We start from the raw sequence: 22,706 nt of genomic DNA, 5'->3' as shown, positions 1-22,706 counted from the left end.
GCAGTTCGACCACATACGGTCCACATACGTCCGACTTACGCGATGAGAACGGCGCCCGGCGAACCTGCCCGGGCGTTTGCGCTATCAGGAGGGCCACTGCAGTTTGCAGCCGGTTTCGCTCTCGGGAGGTGCGGTCTTGTCACCCGCGACCACGCGTTCTACGCGGAACAGGTCTTCCGGGTCACCCGCCGGCTGGGATAACGCTTCGCCCACGAACGACGACGTCATCAGCTGGTGATCCCCCTTGCGGTAGTAGCACTTGTTCGGCTGCAGCTTGACGTCGTCTGCCAATTCGAAGCCGCCTAGCGCCTCGGCGAGCTTTCTGGCGTCGAGCGTCTTCTCCTTGTTGGCGATGGCAGCAAGGGTATGCACGGATGTATAGCCGAACCAGTGACGCGCGGTGGGGACCTTGCCGCCGTTCACCTTACGGATGTCGGCAACAAACTTCTCGACTCCCGGCACACCCGGCTGCTTCCAGTACCACTCGAACATCCAGAAGCCAACGCGCGCCTCCGGCGGCATTGCCTCGAGCGACTCGAGCTCCTGCTGTAGCCCGGCGACGTGAATAGTCTTGCCGATGCCGAACTGTGCAATCTGCTTCAGGCAGTTGACCATGTCGGAGCCTTGCGGCAGCACAAGCAGGACGTCGGGATTCGCCGCGCGCGCCTTGATCAGATAGGCGGAGAAGTCAGTCGTGCCGAGCGGGGTGAGTTCGTTGCCTGTCATCGTGCCACCGAGCTTCTGCAGATCGGCGGCCGCGGCTTTCTGCAGCGTGTGGCCGAACGCGTAGTCCGGTGTGATGAAATGCCACTTCTTGCCGTACTTGGTGAAAAGCAGGTTCGCGACGGCGTTCGCCTCCATGCTGGTCGTGTTGCAGACGCGATAGACATTCCACTTGCAGTCGACGCCCGTGATCGTATCAGTGTGCCCGCCTGAAACGATATGCAGCACCTTCTTCTCATTGCTGACCTGGGAAATGGCCTGGGCGATACCGGAGTTCACGTCGCCGATGAGGAAGGTGACCTGATCGCGTTCGATCAGCTTGCGCGCCTTCTGCACGCCGGTGCCGACGTCGTTTGCCGAGTCTTCAACCATGAGTTCCACGGGCCGTCCTAGAATCCCGCCCTTGGCATTGATCTGCTGAACGGCAAGCCTCGCGCCCGTCACTTCATTCTGTGCAACTGCAGCATAAACGCCCGTCAACGGATCGACCATGCCGATTCGCAGCGGAGCCTCGCCGCGTGCCTTGATGATGAAGGGCGGCACCAACTGCAGTGCGGCTGCCGCAGCAGTCGCCTTGAGTACGGTGCGCCGACTGAAAGCAGGGATACGACTTGGTGTTGTCATAGGGTTCTCCCTCACCGTCATGTCGAATCTTTCGAGCCGCTGGATGGTTCGTCTGCGCGTGCGAAACGCACGCAATTCGATCTTGAACGCGTTCAAGGGAATCCACAAGACCCCATTTTCGCGCTGACAGACGCGCGACAGTGCGTAGCCCATCAAGAGGCTTTGTCCGGGCAACGGCAAACCGGCGAGCGATCATCGATACTGTTAGCAATGCTATATATAGAAATTCGAAGATTACGATTGGTGTGAGCCCTTTGACGGAAAACGGGATGCGTGAACAACGAGTTCCTTAAGACGTGAAGCCTGGCATGAGCGCGGCATTCAACCGGCGCGCGAGCAGTCCGCGAATTGCTTCATGCTTGCCCTGAGCATCAGATCTTTCCGGTCCACGAGCTCCAACGTGAGCGGCGAGAGATGCGCGTCGGTGACAACAAACGTCAGTTTCAGGTTCTAGCGCCCGCTTCGTGTCGAAAGTGAATCCGCGATGACATTGAAACAGGACTCTTGCGGTCAACGACTCGGGAGCGTCCGTTCGTCGAAGCGCAGCGGACGCACTACCACCCCGTGCGGAATGTCAGCCAGGGCTGACATGGGAGTCGCGGTCAGCGACGGCTAAACGACCGCAGGAGCTCCGTTCTCAGTTCGGAAACGTTCAGAACGTGCTGCGCGCGCGTTACCCCAACGTACGGCAGCAGCAAAAAGATGTCGCTGCCATTGAGTCTGGTCTCCCAAAGGCGTGCGCACAACAATGTGGACTTGCGTTCCGGAACGTCCTTCGACACTGAGCGCTTGTGCATCCAGCACAACCTCGCCCCCTTCAGCGCGGAGAATGCTGAACATCTTTTCGCTAACGACCCTGTTGTCGCGGCTGTTTCTTTTGTACCCGCTCGACCGTCGTCTTACGTCAATGCAAAGACACTCAATATCGGGCCGCGGAACCTTCCGTCGGATGAGGGCGATGTTCCTGTATGCGAACTTTTTCAGCGAGGTGTACTCAACCCTTTTGGAGCGGCACTTACCTACAGTGCGACGAAACCCCGCGCTCACGCAATGCGAGGATTCGTCGAATTCTCGAGAGGAGTGTCAGGGCAGCTTAAGCTTGCAAAATGCTGACACCCAGGCTTTAATGAGATGCATGTGATCCGAGTTGCTCGTCACGTGCGCAACCTCTGTTGAATCTATCGAACCTATCGCCATGTCTTTGAACCTCGATCCGCTTCGCACGTCCTTCCGCCTTCAAAGCGCGGCTGGAAGCGACGTTCGTTGGAATACGGGGATTGCAAGACGCAAGCGGAGCCGCGGTGGTCCCGCGGACAAGTCAGCACTTCTTTTTGCCCGGCACTTCGCATAACACAAAACAGCATCGCGAAGACCGGGCTCCTACCGCAACTGAGACTCGCCACCACCGTGCGCGGCAGCGCATGTCGCGACACGTGCTGTACGCGCGCGGATGGTCGTGTATCGCATTCCACTGGATCCTCGTTGTGCTGCGGATGCGCGGCCGCTTGCCGCGTGTCCGAAAAAGCAGCGAACGAACTCCATACGAGCAAGCGGGAAAACCATGAGAACGCAAGGAAAACATTCATTCGCGGCGCTGAACACTGCCGGAAAATCGCCCATCGAGGACACGGGTCGGTTTGCTGCGATGCAGTCCAGCATGTTGCAGACGGATCGCATTGCCCCGCTAAACCATTCTACTGAGCACAACGGCTACCTTCTGAGGGCTCGTGCCAAGCCTACGCATTGCGATCTGTACGCGGCCGATCTGGTTATTGAACGGCTTGGACATCCATCGCGGCACTTTCATGCTCTGGATCATTTCTACGATGCAGGGCAGGCACTTCGTTACGCGATCAGATGGGGAAGAATCTGGGTCGACCATCAGGCAAATAAGATCTTGAGCAACGCAAATCGTTCGGACCTCCTCAGGCGACAGTCTTGATGCCGCGCTTGATAACGGAGAATGTTCATATGCAGGCGATATCAAGATGCCAACGTAGCGGGACACTGCGCTTCGTGATTCGGGATCCGGCCCGTCCAACGGCGGCGCTATTGTACTGGCTGGCAATGCAGGAACCGTCGCGGCATGCGAGTTTTGTTGAAGTCAGCCAGAGTTTCGGTCCCTTGATGCAGGTCGTTTTCGCGGATGAGCGTCCCGGTGCGTTCGTCAACCGAAAAGCCGTGCGAAAAGCTGTCCGGACCGGAGTGATCGAGCGTCTCATCTTCTTCGATGATTCGTGGCTGGACGTATGGAGCGACAGCCACTGCGCGGATATCTGTAATCTTTATTCCTGTCGGAGGCACACATGTCAACGGCCAGAGCTGCTTCGCCGATTACCATGAAATCACCCCCCGAGGTCCCGCCGATCCTCTCAGAACACGACATGGATCGACTCAGGGCATGCGTGCTTTCGCCCATGGTGTCAGTCCAGCAGCGCGCGTTGGTGGAAGCACTGGAATCAATAGCCGTGATCGTCGATCCAATGGAGATTCCACCCGACGTGGTCACAATGAACACGACTGTTGAATGCACTGCTGTCGATGGCGCTGACCCGCATCGCTGGACGCTGGTCTATCCGGACGAGGCCGACTACCTGCAAGGGCGTCTATCCGTCCTGTCGCCGGCGGGCATTGCGCTACTTGGTGCGCGACATGGGCAGACCGTAGTGTGCTGCCCACCGAGCGGGCTGCCCACTCACTATGTAATCACTGGAATCCTGTGGCAGCCGGAGAGCCGGCATATGACGGAGTGTAGTAGGCGAAATAACACATCCGAAGACTGAGGAAACGGCCCCAACCTGCCGTGCCACCTCAGTACTTTTCCAGCGAATACGATCCAGACTGCCATTTTCAAGGACTTTCTGACGGCCGCGTGATGGGTGTGCAAAGTCGATGGTGGGCAGAACGCCGAGTTCTTCGCGCACTGGACACCCGCGCATCCGTCTCATCGGTTTTCACAGTCTTGTGCCGCGTGAGTACCGCATCTCGGTCAACAGCCAGCTCGACTTCTTCATCATCGATCCGGTGAACAAATTCGTCATGGAGAACAACTAAAAGGCGTAACACGGAAACGAGCAACTTAATCGTGGCCGGCGCTCCGTCAAACAGTTGTCGATCGACACCCGAGCTTCCAGAACTACCGCTCGCCCTTATTGTCTCCACAGCCTCGACTGTATTCCGCTGTAAGCCGACGCCCACCGGGGACAATGACGGATGCCCACTCGGCCTCGTGGACTGCTCCATGTAACCAATTGTGGCCGTGCGCCTGTCCGCAGCAATCGCGACTTCGCCGGTCAGTTTCTTTTGTTGCTCGTAGCGTTGAGATCGACCGGCGACCGGACAGGACCCTGGCGCTTTTTGCTCTTCCGATGCGAGGCGCGTCGAACAACCTGGCAGCCGACGCGCTACAAATGCTTACAAAGTGAGCACCTCTGCACGTGCACCGCCCTCGTCGACGCGACGTTATTGCAGGCACACACCAGTGGAGGCCGCAATGAACACAAACGTCACGAACAGCATCGCGCAACGCAGCCGCATTCATCCGTTGATCGCGGGCGCAGCCGTGTCCGTCATCCTCGCCTGTGCGACAGGCGTCGCAGCGATGACAGGTATCCTTCCCGTCTCGCATGCAGTGTCGTCGCCCAGCGCGCAGATCGCGGCAGCCACTGCGCAGCCAGCGAGCTTGCCGCTGGCCGTACAACAACCCAATCCGGTTCAACCCGCGGTTCAACCGGCGGCTCAGGCTTATGCGCAACAGACGGGAACCGCGGCTCCCCCGCGCGTTCATCACACGCACAAGCCGCACGTCGCGCCCGCCCCGCAGTACGCAAACAGCGACTACTCGCAGGCGCCTTCGCACCCCTCCGGCACACGACAGATCGCCACCGATCCGGACGCTGGTGAAGTCGTCGCGATCACTCCGATTCAGACGTCCGAGCCGACGACCGGCCTCGGCGCAGTCGGCGGTGCTGTTGCGGGTGGACTCATCGGCAATCAGATCGGCGGTGGACGCGGCCGCATTCTCGCCACGGTCGCGGGCGCCGTCGGCGGCGGTCTCGCGGGCAACGGCATCGAGCATGTGGTACGCAAGCAGACCAGCTACCAGGTACAGGTCCGCATGGAAGACGGAAGCTACCGCAATTTCAGCTATTCGACGCAGCCGCCCGTGCAGATTGGACAGCGCGTTCATGTGTCGGGCGATACGTTGACCTCTTCGTGACCGAGTATTGTCCGGCACGGTACAGAACGACCCGTCATGCGCGAGCCGTGGTTACATCGGTTCCAGCAGCATGTGCGTGGCCGCGGCTGGGGACTTCGTCTGACGACCAGCAGTCGGCCATGCCTGAACGCTCCTTGCGAATGGCTGCTTTCAGGCAGCCCGGCTGGAGTGACGCGTGCAGCCATCCGCGCCGGTAACGTCCATCAATACCCAACCGACATTCGTCGACACCGGAAGGCGGGTCACTCGTCGGCCTAAACCGACGTTCAGACATCGCCTTTCGTGACGTAGCTTCAGGTTACTTTGCCGTCGTTCGGACCTGCGCGACCGCGAACGTCTGGTTCACTGTCAGCGGATGCATACCATGCAGGCGCCTTGTACACGAAGTATTGACCACCGTCTGCACCTCAAGGCGAGGGCGTCGCCTGTCGGTTTCCACCCGTGCTCGTCACCGCGTCTCTTTCCGCTCGATGCTTCGCGGCAACCTTCTCTTCCGCGGCCTGAATATCGGCGGGGTACGAACCATCGTCGCCCTGCGACGGGTTATAACCCGCCGCCTCCAGTTCTTCGAGCTCATGCATGACTTCCGCACGGGTGCGTTGATGGGTGGCAGGCTCCGGCATGGTTTGCGCACCAACGCTCACTGTACCGGCCATCAGCATTGTGCCTGCGATCACGAAGTTGCGTAGTGGCAGAACAACGCACCTGGCTATCGGATGCGATCTCATGTGGTACTCCTTTTACCTCGGGGGTATTTGCAAAATGGAATGGCTGGCGTTCAATGCGCCTTGTCGTCTGGGAGAGAAGCGTTCTGGCGCGCGAGATGTTCACGCTTCATACGTGCGACTTGCCCCGCGTGGATCGGATTGACATCTGGATACGAGGTATCGGTCACAAAGTTCAGACCGTTTTGCTGTGCTTCGATCAGCTCCTGATAGATCTCGGCGCGGGCCTTGCCTTGAGAAAACGCGTTCGGCGATGCGAGAGTCAACAGCGAAATGGCGATCACGATAGATTTTTTCATTTCATACTCCTTAGCGAATGTGTGAGTGTTGCTCGATGAGCATTGTGTAGACGCCACTTCGTCGCCGGATATTCCCGATCTTTGTCAAGCAGGACGTCGGCGGAGGCCCCCTCGCGTGTGGTCGTGTCGTATCAGCATTCATCACCTGTTCTGCAATCTTCGACGTTCAAGGCCGTTACGTAACTGGCCTGCGACGAACGCGCTAATGATCAGGAACAGGTAGAGGGTGACGAGATGGTGACGCCAGGCATCAAGGGCGAGTTGGTGCGAAACCAGTTTCGGATCGGGGGGCGGAAGCATGGAGCCCTTCGCCTCGACGGCTCGCATCATCCGGATAAAGCCTCCTGCGGAGAGCAGTGGCAACAGGACGACGAGTGCCAGCAGCGCGGGCTTCACGCGGCGCGCCAACGGATGATGGCGCAACCGGAACCACAGCCCGAGGCATCCGTGTATCCAGCCGGGCGCGAGCAGTGCAAGTTGCAGGCCCTGCGTGCCGCTGGTAAGCAGCACGGTGACGACTCGCTCGTAATCAGGCTCGAAGCCATAGAGCGAGGAGGCGAGTCGGGTTGTCACCGCGTGGCGGATCAGCAGCAGCGGCAGGCTGAGGCCTGCCCAGAGGCGGAGCCATTCGGTGGGCGGCAGTGCCCAGTGGCGGCGCCCGTATATCGTGCGCACCGCCAACGCAAAATGCAGCAAAGCTGCGCCGTACAGCGCGATCGTTCCAGGGGCGCTACGCCAGAGTCGGAGCGCCACCACGAGACCGCGTCCGGCAAGGTCCAGTGACCAGATGCCGAGCGCGTGATTGGTCAGGTGGAGAAAAAGATAGGTCAGCAGCACCATGCCCGACCCGAGTTGAGAACCACGCAGAACGGATTGCATCTGGACTCTCGATTCACTGTGTGGTGTGCGCACCGTGGGCGTTTCTTATTTCACACTCAGTTGAGTGTCGCGCGACATGCATTGAGCAGATGCAGTTGTTGCGTGGGATGTCCCGGCACCTTCGATAGCACACCGGCGCATCCTGCCAGACGGGTTAGCCACTGTTGAACGGCGCGAGGTCAAGTCACTCTGATTTGCTGCGCACTGACATACTGTTTCGGCAAATCGCAGTAACGCGGATACCGAACCGCATACGCTCTGGTATTCCTCGCTGCCTATTCTGCCGTCGAGGACGACTGTCAATCCCGATGCACGGGCCATGTCGATGATGTCCATCGTGGTCACCCAGTTCGTGTGTCCAGCCTGCAATACCGTGAGCACGCGACGGTTATTCCCTGATTCGACGAGACCCCCGGGGGGTAAAACAATGTGAGGGCGCCCGCGCTCGACACGCGCAAGCACGTTGCAGCAGCGCGGTAAGGGTGAGTGACCTGTTGTGCGCCAGCGGCGAGATTTCCGATCGGGGAATAAAACGGCCGACGCGGCAGTTTAGCGCTCGAAACCAGCCACGGAGGTCCACCGGATGATCCGGCGGTCTACCTCCTGAACCCCAGTCGAGAGGACACCATGTCGTCAGATCTTCCCTCCAATCCGTCGCGCCGCAGCGCGTTGAAATGCCTGGCCTACGGTGGCGCGGGTACCTTGTTTGTCCTGGCCGGTGGCGTCCTCACGCCAGTGCAATTGGCCCTTGCCGCCGGTACGAAGGACGAGTCCGCGGCCTCGGGCGTTCCCCTGTTCCTGCAGATCAGCGACACGCATATCGGCTTCAACAAGGAAGCCAATCCGGATGTCGCGGGAACGCTGAGGCAGACGATTGACTTCGTTGACGCCATGCCGGTCAAGCCGGCCCTGACGATTCACACGGGCGATATCACCCATCTCTCGAGGGCCGCAGAGTTCGACCTTGCAGCCCAATTGCTGGCGGGGTTGAACATCACCGAGTTGCACACCGTGCCCGGAGAACATGATGTGACAGACGGGCCTGGAACTGAATACTTCAACCGCTTCGGCCAGGCCTCAGGCAACAAGGGCTATTACAGCTTCGACCACAGTGGTGTGCACTTCATCGGGCTCGTCAACGTGATGCATTTCAAGCCAAATGGTCTGGGGAGCCTGGGCGATGACCAGCTTTCCTGGCTGGAGAACGATCTGAAGGGGCGTTCGTCCAGCACGCCGATCGTTGTGTTTGCACACATGCCGATGTGGACGATTTACGAACCGTGGGGTTGGGGCACCGGCGATGCAGGCCTGGCGATGAGCTACCTGAAGCGGTTTGGTTCGGTGACAGTGCTGAATGGACATATCCATCAGATCGTTTCCAGGGTGGAGGGGAATATCACCTTCCATACAGCGCGCTCGACCGCCTATCCGCAACCGACGGCCGGCAATGGCCCCGGACCCATGCCGCTATCGGTGTCGAACGATCAGCTCCCGAGAATGCTTGGTGTGACCAGCATCAAGATCTCGCGCCATCCGCTCAAGGCGACGCTTGCAGACACGACGCTCGCCTGATTCCAGACACCACTTGCTCACTCATCCAGGATCCCAATCATGCTTTCCACTTTCTTTCGTCGCGCATTTGTCGGCTCTATCGGGGGCGGGATGCTCATGGCAGCATTGGCTTGCGGGTCGACTGTCGCGCATGCGCAGGACGCCAATGCGGTTGTTATCAAGAATTTCATGTTTTCGCCGATGTCCCTCACGGTCAAGGTCGGCTCGACCGTGATGTGGAAGAATCTGGATGGCGAACCGCACACGGTCGTCAACGATGCCGGCATATTCCACTCGGCCGCGCTCGATCAGAACGATACATATCAATTCAAGTTCGACAAGCCGGGGGTCTACAAGGTGTTCTGTGGCATACACCCGAACATGAAAGCGACCATCACTGTGCAGTAGGAGACGGTCACCAATAAGGTCACTGAATAGAGAAGTCAGACCAGGGACAACACGAAGATAACGGGAAGTTATCAGCAAGGCAGCAGCTTTCATTATTCAACGGTGGCCCGATTCCTTACATTGTGCGGCAGATGCGATATGGCTCTGTCAACGGGAACGAGGACACACAATGAAACTGCTGCGATATGGCGCCCCTGGCCGCGAGAGGCCGGGCATTCTCGACCGCAATCACGCGATACGCGACCTGTCCGGCGTGATCGACGATATCGCGGGCTCGACGTTGCTACCCGAATCGCTGGAGCGGCTACGCCAGATCGACATCGAGTCGCTGCCCGTCGTTCCCGCCGATGAACGGATCGGCGCGTGCGTGGGCCGCATCGGCAAGTTCGTCTGCATCGGGCTGAACTACGCGGACCATGCCGCCGAATCGAATCTGCCTGTTCCCGGCGAGCCCGTCGTCTTCAACAAGTGGACCTCGGCCGTCGTGGGCCCGAACGACGACGTGCGCATTCCGCGCGGCTCGCAGAAGACCGACTGGGAAGTGGAACTGGGCGTCGTGATCGGCAAGGGCGGCGCATACATCGAAGAGGCCGACGCGCTCAGTCATGTCGCCGGATATTGCGTTGTCAACGACGTATCCGAGCGCGAATATCAGATCGAACGCGGTGGCACCTGGGACAAGGGCAAGGGCTGCGATACGTTCGGCCCGATTGGCCCGTGGCTCGTCACCGCCGACGAAGTGCCCGACCCGCAGCGCCTGAGTCTCTGGCTCGAAGTGGACGGCAAGCGCTATCAGAACGGCAGCACGAGCACGATGATCTTCAACGTTGCGCACATCGTTTCGTACCTGAGCCGCTTCATGAGCCTGCAACCGGGCGACGTGATCGCGACGGGCACGCCGCCGGGTGTCGGCATGGGCCAGAAGCCCGAGCCCGTCTATCTGCGCGCGGGGCAGACGATGCGGCTCGGCATCGAAGGGCTCGGCGAGCAGCAGCAACGCACCGTCGCGGCATAAGGAGCACGCTCATGAACCACTACGACTTCACGCAGCGCGCGGCCGTCGTCACGGGTGGCGCGCAGGGCATCGGGTATGCGGTCGCGGAGCGGCTGTTGCGGGGCAACGCGCGCGTCGCGCTATGGGACCGCGACGCAGCCGCGCTCGCCGATGCGAAAGCGAGTCTCGCGCACTTCGGCGATGTCGAGACAGTGCTCGTCGACCTCACGCAACGCGATGCCGTGCAGGCGGCCACCGACCACACCGTCGCGCGTCTGGGCGCCATCGACATTCTCGTTCACAGCGCGGGCATCGCGGGTGCGAACGCACCGCTCGCGGACTACGCGCCGGACGAATGGGCGCGCGTGATCGACGTCGATCTGAACGCGGCGTTTCACGTCAACCAGTCTGTGGTGAAGACGATGATCGCGCGCGGCTATGGACGCATCGTCAATATCGCCTCGATCGCGGGCAAGGAAGGCAATCCGAACGCGAGCGCCTACAGCGTCGCAAAGGCAGGGGTCATCGCGCTGACGAAGAGCCTTGGCAAGGAAACGGCTGCGCTTGATATCGCCGTCAACGCAATCACGCCCGCTGCCGCGCGCACGCGTATCTTCGAGCAGATGACGCAGCAGCACATCGACTACATGCTCTCGAAGATTCCGCGCGGCCGTTTCGTCGATGTGAAGGAAATCGCATCGATGGTCGCGTGGCTCGTATCGGCGGAAAATTCGTTCACGACGGGCGCGGTGTTCGACCTGTCGGGGGGCCGCGCGACGTATTGACGAGTGCGGTTTGCGCGGACCCGAAGCATCCGTTCGCTGACGGTTGACGCAATCGCACGTGTCAACGGTCCGCGCTTTCAGCATCGCTTCTGGCGGATATCTGATCATGAACACACGAAGCACGCCGCGCTATCGCGGCATTTTCCCCGTCGTGCCGACGACCTTCACCGAAACAGGCGCGCTCGATCTCGACAGTCAGAAGCGCGCGCTCGATTTCATGATCGACGCGGGCTCGGACGGCTTGTGCATTCTCGCGAACTTCTCCGAGCAGTTCGCGCTCTCCGACGACGAGCGCGACACGTTGACCCGCGTGATGCTCGAACACGTCGGTGGCCGCGTGCCCGTGATCGTGACGACGAGCCATTACAGCAGCGCCGTCTGCATCGAACGAAGCCGGCGTGCGCAGGCCCAGGGCGCGTCGATGGTGATGGCGATGCCGCCGTACCACGGCGCGACGTTCCGCGTGCCCGAGTCGCAGATCTACGAGTTCTACGCGCGGCTGTCGGACGGCATCGGCATTCCCATCATGATTCAGGACGCGCCCGCGAGCGGCACCGCGCTGTCGGCTGCGTTCCTAGCGCGGATGGCGCTTGAGATCGAACACGTGTCGTACTTCAAGATCGAAACGCCGGGCGCGGCCGCGAAGCTGCGCGAACTGATCCGCGTCGCGGGCGAAGCAGTCGAAGGTCCGTGGGACGGCGAAGAAGCGATCACGCTGTTCGCCGATCTCAACGCGGGCGCGACGGGCTCGATGACGGGCGGCGGCTACCCGGACGGCATTCGCCCGATACTCGAGGCTTTCCGCGAAGGCAGGCGCGACGACGCCTTCGCGCACTATCAGCGCTGGCTGCCGCTGATCAATCACGAGAACCGGCAGGCGGGCCTGCTTGCCGCGAAGGCGCTGATGAAGGAAGGTGGCGTGATCGCGTGCGAGAGCCCGCGCCATCCGCTGCCGCCGATGCATCCCGCCACGCGCGCCGAATTGATCGATATCGCGCGGCGGCTCGATCCGTTGGTGCTGCGTTGGGGGAATTGAACGCATAGCCAGGCCGCACAGAATTCACCACACACAAACACACGAGGAGACAGAATGGATGGAAAGCTGATTGGGGCGTCCGCGCCGGCCACGACTACAGGCATGAATTTCCGCTGGCGCGTGCTGATCTGGCTGCTGATCGGCGGCATCATCAACTATCTGGACCGCGCGAGTCTTTCGATCGCGGCGCCCGGCATGATTCACGATCTCGGGCTCACGCGCACGCAGATCGGTCTGCTCGGCACCGTATTCGCGTGGACGTATGCCGTGATGCAGTTGCCCGCGGGATGGATCATCGATCGTTTCGGCGCGAAGAAAGCGTACGCGATCGGATTGATCTGGTGGAGCGTCGCGACATGGCTGACAGGCGTGGTCGGTTCGATCTCGGGGCTGATCGTGATGCGCGCGCTGCTTGCCGTCGGCGAGGCGCCTTGCTGGCCGACATCGGCGAAGATCACGGCCGCGTGGTTCCCCGACAAGGAACGCGGCTTCGCGACGGGCATCTGGGACTCGTCGTCGAAATGGGGGCCCGCGCTCGCGCCCGCTATTCTCGTCGGGCTGATGATCGCGTTCGGCTGGCGCTCGCTCTTTCATGTGACGGGCGCGGTGGGCATCGCATTCGCGATTCTGTTCCTGTTCCTCTATCGCAATCCGATGCAGAGCAAGCGGCTTTCGCGCGAAGAGTTCGCTTATATCGAAGCGGGCGGCGGCGGACATGAGCGCTCGCTCGCGACGTCGGCGATCAAGTGGCGCTCGCTGTTTGGACATCGCAGCGTGTGGGGGATGATTCTCGGCTACTTTTGCGCAATCTGGCTGTGGAATCTGTTTCTCGTGTTTCTGCCGCTGTATCTGCTTGACCGCTTTCACATCTCGCTCGCGCAACTCGGCGTGTACGCGAGCATTCCGTGGTTCGGCGGCGCGGCGGGTGAGATCGTCGCGGGCTGGATTGCGACGAAGCTCGTCGATCGCGGTGTCGCGTCGGCGATGAGCGCGAAGCGCATCATCATCGTGTGCTCGTCGCTGGGCGCGGCGGCTTGTGCCATCGCGTTGCCGTTCACGCAATCGATCACGACGACGCTCGTGCTGATGACAGTCGGTCTCGCGTTCATCGCAGCGACGATCGGCAATGCGTGGGCGCTTGCGGCGGATATCGCGCCTTCGTCGATGGTCGCTTCCGTCAGCTCGATCCAGAACTTCGGCGGTTATTTTGGCGGTGCGTTTTCGCCCGTTGTCGCAGGGTTTATCGTCGATCGCACGGGTTCTTACTCGCTTGCGTTCGTGATCGGCGGGGCGATTGCGGGATGTGCCGCGCTGTTCTACTGGTTCATGGCGCGGCGGACCGTGGCGGATGGGGTGATGGAGCGAAGCGCTGGTTGATTTTATGGTTCGAACGACGAGTGGTCGTTAGTATTCGACGTCACTCGTCGTTCGGTCTGCCGCATGCATGGCGGCAGACGATGCACAAACTACGCTACATCACTCGGACGGCACCCGCACCCAACCCTCCATCAGCACTCGCGCGCTGCGGCTCATGACGGCCTTCTTCACGGTCCACTCGCCGTTTGCCTGAGTCGCCTGGGCGCCGACCCGCAGCGTCCCCGACGGATGACCGAAACGCACGGCGTTGCGCTCGCCGCCGCCCGCCGCGAGATTCACGAGCGTGCCCGGAATCGCGGCTGCCGTGGCGATCGCGACGGCAGCCGTGCCCATCATCGCGTGATGCAGCTTGCCCATCGACATCGCGCGCACGAGCAGATCGACGTCGCCCGCTTCCACGCGCTTGCCGCTCGATGCCGTATAACCCGTGGGCCGTGCGACGAACGCGACTTTCGGCGTGTGCTGGCGCTTCGCGATTTCATCGAGGTTCTTGATGAGGCCCATGCGCAGCGCGCCATGCGCGCGAATGGTCTCGAACTTCTTGAGCGCCGCGTCGTCGCTGTTGATCGCGTCCTGTAACTCCGTGCCCGTGTAGCCGATCGCCTCCGCGTTCACGAAGATCGTCGGAATGCCCGCGTTGATCATCGTCGCCTTCAGCGTGCCGACGCCGGGCACGTCCAGATCGTCGACGACACTGCCCGTCGGGAACATCGCGCCTTCTTCCTCGGCGGCGGGGTCCATGAATTCGAGCTGCACTTCGGCGGCGGGGAACGTCACGCCGTCGAGCTCGAAGTCACCCGTTTCCTGCACGGCGCCGTTGGTCATCGGCACGTGCGCGATGATCGTCTTGCCGATGTTCGCCTGCCAGATGCGCACGATCGCGATGCCGTTGTCCGGCACGCGCTCGGGATCGATGAGGCCGCCACTGATCGCAAACGGTCCCACAGCCGCCGACAGGTTGCCGCAATTGCCGCTCCAGTCGACAAACGCCTTGTCGATCGACACCTGGCCGAAGAGATAATCGACATCGTGATCCGGCCTGCTGCTCTTCGCGACGATCACCGTCTTGCTGGTGCTCGACGTCGCGGCGCCCATGCCGTCGATCTGCTTGCCATAAGGATCGGGGCTGCCGATCACGCGCATCAGCAATGCGTCGCGTGCCGCGCCGGGCACCTGCGCGGCTTCGGGCAAGTCCTTCAGTCGAAAGAACACGCCTTTGCTGGTGCCGCCGCGCATGTAGGTCGCGGGAATCCTGATCTGGGGTGCGTGTGCCATGTGTTGTGGTCCTGATGAGACGAGGGGGGTGCAATGCGCACCGCCCATGCATGAACGAACAGTGTGTGTCAGGCCGCTGCCTTCGACGACTCCAGGAAGTCTTGCGCGAAGCGTTGCAGCACGCCGCCCGCTTCGTAGATCGACACTTCTTCCGCCGTGTCGAGACGACAGGTGACGGGCACTTCGACGCGCTCGCCGTTCCCGCGATGGATCACGAGCGTGAGGTCCGCGCGCGGCTTGCGCTCGCCGATCACGTCATAGGTTTCCGTACCGTCGATGCCGAGCGCGAGCCGGTTGACGCCCGGCTTGAATTCGAGCGGCAGCACGCCCATGCCGATCAGGTTCGTACGGTGAATGCGCTCGAAGCCTTCCGCGACGATCGCTTCGACGCCCGCGAGCCGTACGCCCTTCGCGGCCCAGTCGCGCGACGAGCCCTGGCCATAGTCCGCGCCCGCGACGATGATCAGCGGCTGCTTGCGGTCCATGTAGGTTTCGATCGCTTCCCACATGCGCGTAACCTTGCCTTCGGGCTCGATACGCGCGAGCGATCCCTTCTTCACCTGGCCATCGACGACAGCCATTTCGTTGATCAGCGTCGGGTTCGCGAAGGTCGCGCGCTGTGCGGTGAGGTGATCGCCGCGATGCGTCGCGTACGAGTTGAAGTCCTCTTCGGGCAGGCCCATCTTCGCGAGGTATTCGCCCGCTGCGCTGTTCGCGAGAATCGCGTTCGACGGCGACAGGTGATCGGTCGTGATGTTGTCGCCGAGCACGGCGAGCGGGCGCATGCCCTTCAACGTGCGCTCTCCCGCCAATGCGCCTTCCCAGTACGGCGGACGGCGAATGTACGTGCTTTGCGCACGCCAGTCGTACAGCGGGCTAATTGGCTCGCCGCTCGCGGCCGTGACGGCGAACATCGGCTCATAGACCTTGCGGAACTGCTCGGGCTTCACGCTCTGCGTGACGATCGCGTCGATCTCCTCGTCGCTCGGCCAGATGTCCTTGAGATAAACAGGCTTGCCGTCCTTGTCGGTGCCGAGCGAATCGCGTTCGATGTCGAAGCGGATCGTGCCCGCAATCGCATATGCGACGACGAGCGGCGGCGACGCGAGAAACGCCTGCTTCGCATACGGATGAATGCGGCCATCGAAGTTGCGATTGCCCGACAGCACGGCAGTCGCGTACAGATCGCGGTCGATGATCTCCTGCTGGATCTTCGGATCGAGCGCGCCCGACATGCCGTTGCAGGTCGTGCACGCAAACGCGACGATGCCGAAGCCGAGCTTCTCCAGATCGGGCAGCAGATCGGCTTCCTGCAAATACAGTTCGACCGCTTTCGATCCCGGTGCAAGCGACGACTTCACCCACGGCTTGCGCGTGAGGCCGCGCGCATTCGCATTGCGCGCGAGCAGGGCCGCTGCGATCACGTTGCGCGGATTGCTCGTGTTCGTGCAGCTCGTGATCGCGGCGATGATGACAGCGCCATCGGGCATCTGGCCCGGCACGTCTTCCCACTTGCCCGCGATGCCGCGTTCGGCGAGATCGGAAGTGGGCAGGCGCTTGTGCGGATTCGACGGACCCGCCATGTTGCGTACGACCGTCGAGAGGTCGAATCTGAGCACGCGCTCATATTCGGCGTCTTTCAGCGAATCGGCCCACAGTCCCGCCGTTTTTGCGTACGTTTCGACGAGCTTCACTTGCTCGTCGTCGCGACCCGTCAGGCGCAAATAGTCGATCGTCTGTTCGTCGATGAAGAACATCGCGGCCGTCGCGCCGTATTCGGGCGCCATGTTGGAGATCGTCGCGCGGTCGCCGAGCGTGAGGCTCGACGCGCCAGCGCCGCGAAACTCCAGATACGCGCCAACCACTTTTTCCTTGCGCAGGAATTCCGTCAGCGCGAGCACGATGTCGGTGGCCGTGATGCCCGGCTGACGCTTGCCCGACAGCTCGACGCCGACGATATCGGGCAGCCGCATCCACGACGCGCGGCCCAGCATCACGTTCTCCGCCTCCAGCCCGCCGACGCCGACGGCGATCACGCCGAGCGCATCGACGTGCGGCGTGTGGCTGTCGGTGCCCACGAGCGTGTCGGGATACGCGACGCCATCGACGGCATGAATCACGGGCGACATCCGCTCCAGATTGATCTGATGCATGATGCCGTTGCCCGGCGGAATCACATCGACGTTCTTGAACGCCTTCTTGGTCCAGTTGATGAAATCGAAGCGGTCTTCATTGCGCCGGTCTTCGATCGCGCGGTTCTTCGCGAACGCATCGGGGTCGAAGCCGCCGCATTCGACGGCCAGCGAGTGATCGACGATCAGCTGCACGGGGACGACGGGGTTCACCTTCGCGGGGTCGCCGCCCTGATCGGCGATCGCATCGCGCAGGCCCGCGAGATCGACGAGCGCCGTCTGCCCCAGAATGTCATGGCACACGACGCGCGCCGGAAACCACGGAAAATCCAGCTCGCGCTTGCGCTCGATGATCTGCTTGAGCGAAGCGGTGAGCGTCGCCGGATCGCAGCGTCGCACGAGATTTTCAGCGTGGACGCGCGACGTGTACGGCAGCTTGTCGTAGGCGCCCGGCTGGATCGCGTCGATGGCGGCGCGCGTGTCGAAGTAATCCAGCGAGGTGCCGGGCAGCGGTTTGCGGTATTCGGTATTCATGACGTAGGGACAGTGCGGTAGTAGTCGGGAGCGTCGGGCGCTGAACGCTCCTTTGAGGTCTTCTCGCGAAGTTTAGCGCGTCAGTGGACGGCTCGCGCGGTAAAGCACGCGGTGTAAAAAGCAGCCTTGGCTCGTGGGTATGACGAGCCAAGGCCCAAGTGCATCGCAGCTCTCGCGCAGCGATACAGAAGACAGCTCATCTATCAGGCGCGCTTCGAGAGCGGCACGAACGGCAGATCATCCGGACCCGTGTAGTTCGCGCTCGGCCGAATGATCTTGTTGTCGATGCGCTGTTCGATGATGTGCGCGGCCCAGCCGGACGTGCGCGAAATCACGAACAGCGGCGTGAACATGGCCGTCGGCACGCCCATCATGTGATACGACACCGCGCTGAACCAGTCGAGGTTCGGGAACATCTTCTTGACGTCCCACATGACCGTCTCGAGCCGCTCGGCGATGTCGAACATCTTCATGTTCGACGCTTCCTTCGACAGCTTCTTCGCCACGTCCTTGATCACCTTGTTGCGCGGATCGGAGATCGTGTACACCGGGTGGCCGAAGCCGGTCACGACTTCCTTGTTCTCGACGCGGCGGCGGATGTCGGCTTCCGCTTCGTCCGGCGTCTGGTAGCGCGACTGGATCTCGAACGCGGCCTCGTTCGCGCCGCCGTGCTTCGGTCCGCGCAGCGCGCCGATCGCGCCCGTGATGGCCGAATAGATGTCCGAGCCTGTGCCCGCGATCACGCGGCCCGTGAACGTCGACGCGTTGAATTCGTGCTCCGCGTACAGGTTCAGCGACACGTGCATCGCGTCGATCCACGACTTCGACGGCTCCACGCCATGCAGCAGATGCAGGAAGTGGCCGCCGATCGAATCGTCGTCGGTTTCGACTTCGATCCGCTTGCCGTTGTGCGAGTAGTGATACCAGTACAGCAGCATCGAGCCGAGCGAGGCCATCAGCTTGTCGGCGATGTCGCGCGCGCCCGCGAGATTGTGATCGTCCTTCTCCGGCAGCACCGTGCCCAGCGCGGAGACGCCCGTGCGCATCACGTCCATCGGATGCGCGGCGGCGGGAATCCATTCGAGCACGGCCTTCACGTTCGCGGGCAGCCCGCGCAACGCTTTCAGCTTCGTCTTGTACGCAGCGAGTTCGGCGACGTTCGGCAGCTTGCCGTGCACGAGCAGATACGCGACCTCTTCGAATTCGCACGCGCCCGCGATGTCGAGAATGTCATAGCCGCGATAGTGCAGGTCGTTGCCCGTCTTGCCGACCGTGCACAGCGCGGTGTTGCCCGCCGTCACGCCCGACAGGGCCACGGATTTCTTCGGCTTGAACGCGCCTGCGTTCGGTGTGTTGTTGTCTGCTTCGCTCATGTGTCTTCCTCCAGATGCCATTACTTGTTCGCGGCGAACAGCGCGTCGAGCTTGTCCTCGTACGCGTGATAGCCAAGGTACTTGTAGAGATCGTCGCGCGTCTGCATCGTCGGCACGGCTGCTTTTTGCGTGCCGTCGCGCAACACCGTCTCGTAGAAATTGAGCGCCGCCGCGTTCATCGCGCGATACGCGCCGCAGCAATACAGTGCGATATCGACGTTCGCTTCGCGCAGCTCCGTCGTCGTGAAGAACGGCGTCGAGCCGAACTCGGTCAGGTTCGCGAGAATCGGCACCTTCACGGCGGCCTTGAAGCGGCGATAGTCGTCGAGCGTCTTCATCGCTTCGGGGAAGATCATGTCCGCGCCCGCTTCGACATAGGCGACGGCGCGCTCGATCGCGGCGTCGATGCCTTCGGCGGCGGCTGCGTCGGTGCGGGCCATGATGACGAACTGATCGTCGGTGCGCGCATCGACGGCGGCCTTCACGCGGTCGACCATCTCTTCCTTCGCCACGACTTCCTTGTTCGGCCGGTGGCCGCAGCGCTTCTGGCCGACCTGGTCTTCCAGGTGAACAGCCGCGACGCCCGCCTTGATGAACGAGCGGACCGTGCGCGCGATGTTGAAGGCGCCGCCCCAGCCCGTGTCGATATCGACGAGCAGCGGCAGGTTCGTGGCGTCGGTGATGCGGCGCGCGTCCGTCAGCACGTCGTCCATCGTGCTGATGCCCAGATCGGGAATGCCGAGCGAGTTTGCGGCCACGCCGCCGCCCGACAGATACACGGCCTTGAAGCCGACGGCTTCGGCCATCTTCGCGGCGTACGCGGTGATCGCGCCGACGACCTGCAGCGGTTGTCCTTCTGCGACGGCCTGGCGGAACGCGGCGCCGGCGCTAGCGGGTTGTTTGGCTGAATTCAATTTGGGGCTCCGTTGATTGCGGGCCTCTAATCGCAAGCAGCGTGCCAGGGTGGACCGCGTCGCTAAGTCTCTGATTTTGTGGAACGCGCGTTCGAACAGCATTTCGCGTGAGTTTCAGAAATGGAATCACGCGTTTCTGTTGTGAAACTTATAATGAATGGAAACCACGATCCGCACCGAGCCCGTCCATGAGTACGCCTTCCGTCGCCTCCCATTCCCGTCCGCGCATCTGGGCGATGGGCATCAGCCGTTTGCGCGATCTGTTCGTCGATATCGCGAGCGAGTATGCGGGCCGCGCCGACGTGCGCATCGTCGCGCGCGGTTTCGACGATGCCATGCAGGAGATCGACGCGGCGGGCGCCGAGCGCCCCGACGTGATCGTGGCGGGCGGCTCGAATGGCGCGTATCTGAAGGCGCGCGTCGACGTGCCCGTGGTGGTCATCACGCCGACGGGCTTCGATGTGATGCAGGCGCTCGCGCGCGCGAGACGCGATGGCGATTCGGTGGCGCTCGTCACGCACGGCGAGACGCCCGACGAGGTCAAGCGCTTCACGGCCGCGTACGGCGTCGATGTGATCTTCGCGTCGTACCGTTCGACGGAAGACGCGGAGCAATGCGTGCGCGAACTGCGCGAGCGCGGCGTCGATGCAGTCGTCGGGCCGGGCCACGTGACCGATCTCGCGGAGCGCGCGGGCATGGGTGCCGTGTTCCTCTATTCGCGCACGTCGGTGCGCGCGGCGTTCGATACGGCGCTCGAAGTCGCGCAGGCGACGCGCGCCGAAGGCGTACGCCGTCAGCGTCTTGACAACCTGTTGCAGCATTTGCGCGACGGCGTCGTCGCGCTCGATGCGCAAGGGCGCGTCGAGGCGATCAATCAGCGGCTCGCGGGCGTGCTCGGCATCGATGCCGCCGGCGCCGCGGGCGTGCCGCTGCAACAGCTCGCGCCCGATCTCGCCAGCGCGCTGCCCGATACGGACGGCGATACGCTCGTGACCGTGCGTGGCGCGAGCTACGTCGTGCATCGGGGACCGCTCGCGGGCGCGGGCCCCGCAGCGGGCACGGTGCTGACGTTTCAGGAATCGCGCGCGGTCGAACGGCTCGACCGCACGCTGCGTTCGCGTCAGCGCGCGCAACAGTTCACCGCGCGTTACCGGCTCGACGATCTGGTCGGCGAATGCGCGTCGATCGAGCGCGTGCGCACGCTGGTCCAACGTTACGCGAAGTCCGACGCGACCGTGCTGATACTCGGTGAAAGCGGCACGGGGAAGGAAATGGTCGCGCAGAGCATGCATCACCTGAGCGCGCGGCGCGACTTCGCGTTCGTCGCGATCAATTGCGGCGCGTTTCCCGAGGCGTTGCTGGAAAGCGAACTGTTCGGCTACGACGAGGGCGCGTTCACGGGTGCGCGCAAGGGCGGCAAGGCGGGGCTCATCGAAGCGGCGCATCGCGGGACGCTCTTTCTCGACGAGATCGGCGAGATGCCGTTGCCGCTGCAAAGCCGGCTGCTGCGCGTGCTGCAGGAGCGCGAAGTGGTGCGGCTCGGTTCGACGGAGCCGACGCGCGTCGATATACGCGTGGTGGCCGCGACGCATCGCGCGCTGACGGAAGGGATCGAGGCCGGGACGTTCCGCGCGGATCTCTACTATCGGCTGAACATCCTGAGCATTGCGCTGCCGCCGCTGCGCGAGCGAACCGCCGATGTGATGCCGCTTGCCGCCGAACTGCTGTTGCAGGCTGTAGCGCGCGAGCCGCGTCTCGCGACTCGCGTGTCCGGCTTGCATGCTGCGGCGCATGTGCTTGCGCCCGTCAGCGAGCCCTTGTGCCGCTACGCGTGGCCGGGCAACGTGCGCGAGTTGCAGAACGTGATCGAGCGCATCGCCGTCGAGCTGGCCGACGCGGATGGCGGCGCGGGCGCTGCGTTCACACGCGAGATGCTGGAGGTGGTTGCGCCCGAACTCTTCGTGCAGCCGGGGCGGCAGAAGAAGGGCGCGTTGACACTGCGCGAGCGCAGCCGCCACGTCGAGGCCGACGAAATACGCGCGATGCTAGCTGCGTGCGGCGGCGATCGCGATGCCGCGTGCAAGGCGCTCGGCATCAGCAAGACGACGTTGTGGCGCAAGCTCAGCACCACGCAATGAGCGTTTGCGAACCGTTCACACACCCAGCAACGCGGTGACGAAAAGACCGACTGCCACGACGGCCATGCCGATCGTCAGCTTTTGAAGCCAGCTCTTTTTCGTGAGCAGCGTAATGGCGGCGAGCGCGATCGAGATCTGGATCAGCGTGGTGGCCTGCGCCCAGCGATGATGCTGATGTTGCAGCGACTCGCTGACATCGTTGTCCTTCTTCACCTGCTTTTCGAGCGATTCCGCCTGCTGGCGAATCGGCTCCTTTTCGGTCTTGTAGCGCTGCACGTCGGTGGTGAACTTCGCGTGCGCCGCCGATGCAGGATCGCTCAGCTCCGCGCCCAGTTCGGCGAGGTTCTGTTTTTCTCCTTTCGCCTGATAGTAGGCCCACTGGTTCGCGGCTTCCGTCTTGAGTATCGCGGCCTCGTTCTTGTAGAAGAGCGCAAGGTTTTCGTTAGCGCCGCTTTGATACGAGGCGATTGCGCCTACGCTCGCGAGGATTGCCGTCATGACGGCGATTCGCGAGGCGCCCGTGTCGCCTCCATGGGGACCGGGGTGCTCGATCGCGTGATCGTGCGGGCCGTGCACTTCGTATTCGTCGGACATCGTGATCGTCGCTCGGGAGAAACGCAAAGGCGCAAGCATACCGCAGCGTATCACCCGCAAAAAAGGCGTCCAGCCTTTTCTTTTCTATCCGGTCGATGCCGTGCCGTGCCGTGCCGTGCCGCGCGC

At 62.2% G+C, this 22,706-nt stretch carries 19 protein-coding genes; 10 read left to right on the top strand and 9 right to left on the bottom strand.

Annotation, left to right across the window (positions count from 1 at the left end):
• Positions 1-84: 84 nt before the first annotated feature.
• Entirely contained in the window at positions 85-1,347 is a 1,263-nt protein-coding gene (locus BN2476_RS04755; protein WP_087733181.1) for an ABC transporter substrate-binding protein, read from the bottom strand.
• A 2,306-nt stretch (positions 1,348-3,653) separates the two neighbouring features.
• Here BN2476_RS04755 and BN2476_RS04745 point away from each other — a divergent pair.
• The 3 genes from BN2476_RS04745 (at position 3,654) to BN2476_RS04740 (ending at position 5,566) form a co-directional block, all read left to right on the top strand.
• Complete coding sequence (locus tag BN2476_RS04745; protein ID WP_438942856.1) at positions 3,654-4,130, top strand: GreA/GreB family elongation factor; 477 nt, start codon at positions 3,654-3,656, stop codon at positions 4,128-4,130.
• A gap of 109 nt (positions 4,131-4,239) precedes the next feature.
• Complete coding sequence (locus BN2476_RS46365; protein ID WP_160111670.1) at positions 4,240-4,401, top strand: hypothetical protein; 162 nt, start codon at positions 4,240-4,242, stop codon at positions 4,399-4,401.
• Between the two features lie 439 nt (positions 4,402-4,840).
• Complete coding sequence (locus BN2476_RS04740) at positions 4,841-5,566, top strand: glycine zipper 2TM domain-containing protein (RefSeq protein WP_087733012.1); 726 nt, start codon at positions 4,841-4,843, stop codon at positions 5,564-5,566.
• 407 nt (positions 5,567-5,973) lie between these two features.
• Here BN2476_RS04740 and BN2476_RS04735 read toward each other — a convergent pair whose 3' ends face one another.
• The 3 genes from BN2476_RS04735 to BN2476_RS04725 all read right to left on the bottom strand — a co-directional run bounded on the left by BN2476_RS04735 (position 5,974) and on the right by BN2476_RS04725 (position 7,469).
• Positions 5,974-6,294: a DUF4148 domain-containing protein gene (locus BN2476_RS04735; protein ID WP_087733011.1), complete on the bottom strand. Its 321-nt coding sequence runs from the start codon at positions 6,292-6,294 to the stop codon at positions 5,974-5,976.
• A 50-nt stretch (positions 6,295-6,344) separates the two neighbouring features.
• Positions 6,345-6,590, bottom strand: a complete 246-nt coding sequence (locus tag BN2476_RS04730; RefSeq protein ID WP_087733010.1) for a DUF4148 domain-containing protein — start codon at positions 6,588-6,590, stop codon at positions 6,345-6,347.
• Positions 6,591-6,731: 141 nt separating this feature from the next.
• On the bottom strand, positions 6,732-7,469 hold the full coding sequence (locus tag BN2476_RS04725; protein WP_087733009.1) for a hypothetical protein: 738 nt from the start codon (positions 7,467-7,469) through the stop codon (positions 6,732-6,734).
• A 627-nt stretch (positions 7,470-8,096) separates the two neighbouring features.
• Between BN2476_RS04725 and BN2476_RS04715 the strand changes: the two genes are divergently transcribed.
• From BN2476_RS04715 to BN2476_RS04690, 6 genes are all read left to right on the top strand, one after another.
• Positions 8,097-9,041, top strand: a complete 945-nt coding sequence (locus tag BN2476_RS04715) for a metallophosphoesterase family protein (protein WP_087733007.1) — start codon at positions 8,097-8,099, stop codon at positions 9,039-9,041.
• A 96-nt stretch (positions 9,042-9,137) separates the two neighbouring features.
• A complete protein-coding gene (locus BN2476_RS04710; protein ID WP_438942858.1) occupies positions 9,138-9,428 on the top strand; it encodes a cupredoxin domain-containing protein in 291 nt (96 codons plus the stop codon).
• A 169-nt stretch (positions 9,429-9,597) separates the two neighbouring features.
• Positions 9,598-10,443, top strand: a complete 846-nt coding sequence (locus BN2476_RS04705; protein ID WP_087733005.1) for a fumarylacetoacetate hydrolase family protein — start codon at positions 9,598-9,600, stop codon at positions 10,441-10,443.
• Between the two features lie 11 nt (positions 10,444-10,454).
• On the top strand, positions 10,455-11,207 hold the full coding sequence (locus BN2476_RS04700) for an SDR family NAD(P)-dependent oxidoreductase (protein ID WP_087733004.1): 753 nt from the start codon (positions 10,455-10,457) through the stop codon (positions 11,205-11,207).
• Positions 11,208-11,313: 106 nt separating this feature from the next.
• Positions 11,314-12,243 (top strand): dihydrodipicolinate synthase family protein, encoded by a 930-nt coding sequence (locus BN2476_RS04695; protein WP_087733178.1) that lies wholly within the window; start codon positions 11,314-11,316, stop codon positions 12,241-12,243.
• Between the two features lie 54 nt (positions 12,244-12,297).
• Positions 12,298-13,620: an MFS transporter gene (locus tag BN2476_RS04690; protein WP_087733003.1), complete on the top strand. Its 1,323-nt coding sequence runs from the start codon at positions 12,298-12,300 to the stop codon at positions 13,618-13,620.
• 99 nt (positions 13,621-13,719) lie between these two features.
• Here BN2476_RS04690 and prpF read toward each other — a convergent pair whose 3' ends face one another.
• From prpF to prpB, 4 genes are all read right to left on the bottom strand, one after another.
• Positions 13,720-14,895: a 2-methylaconitate cis-trans isomerase PrpF gene (gene prpF, locus BN2476_RS04685; protein ID WP_087733002.1), complete on the bottom strand. Its 1,176-nt coding sequence runs from the start codon at positions 14,893-14,895 to the stop codon at positions 13,720-13,722.
• A gap of 68 nt (positions 14,896-14,963) precedes the next feature.
• Positions 14,964-17,561, bottom strand: a complete 2,598-nt coding sequence (gene acnD, locus BN2476_RS04680; RefSeq protein ID WP_087733001.1) for a Fe/S-dependent 2-methylisocitrate dehydratase AcnD — start codon at positions 17,559-17,561, stop codon at positions 14,964-14,966.
• A gap of 203 nt (positions 17,562-17,764) precedes the next feature.
• Positions 17,765-18,934 carry a bifunctional 2-methylcitrate synthase/citrate synthase gene (gene prpC, locus BN2476_RS04675; RefSeq protein ID WP_087733000.1) on the bottom strand — a complete coding sequence of 390 codons (1,170 nt, stop codon included), beginning with the start codon at positions 18,932-18,934 and terminating at the stop codon, positions 17,765-17,767.
• 20 nt (positions 18,935-18,954) lie between these two features.
• A complete protein-coding gene (prpB, locus tag BN2476_RS04670) occupies positions 18,955-19,848 on the bottom strand; it encodes a methylisocitrate lyase (RefSeq protein ID WP_087732999.1) in 894 nt (297 codons plus the stop codon).
• A 188-nt stretch (positions 19,849-20,036) separates the two neighbouring features.
• On the opposite strand from prpB, the gene prpR reads away from it, so the two are divergent.
• Positions 20,037-21,986 carry a propionate catabolism operon regulatory protein PrpR gene (gene prpR, locus BN2476_RS04665; protein WP_087732998.1) on the top strand — a complete coding sequence of 650 codons (1,950 nt, stop codon included), beginning with the start codon at positions 20,037-20,039 and terminating at the stop codon, positions 21,984-21,986.
• Positions 21,987-22,001: 15 nt separating this feature from the next.
• Here the strand turns inward: prpR and BN2476_RS04660 are convergent, their stop codons facing one another.
• A complete protein-coding gene (locus BN2476_RS04660; protein WP_087733177.1) occupies positions 22,002-22,580 on the bottom strand; it encodes a DUF4337 domain-containing protein in 579 nt (192 codons plus the stop codon).
• Between the last annotated feature and the right edge of the window lie 126 nt (positions 22,581-22,706).

The sequence above is a fragment of the Paraburkholderia piptadeniae genome, from assembly GCF_900007165.1.
Taxonomy (GTDB): Bacteria; Pseudomonadota; Gammaproteobacteria; order Burkholderiales; family Burkholderiaceae; genus Paraburkholderia; species Paraburkholderia piptadeniae.
Note: the sequence above shows the minus strand (reverse complement) of the source record. Positions and strands in the feature narration are given on the sequence as shown.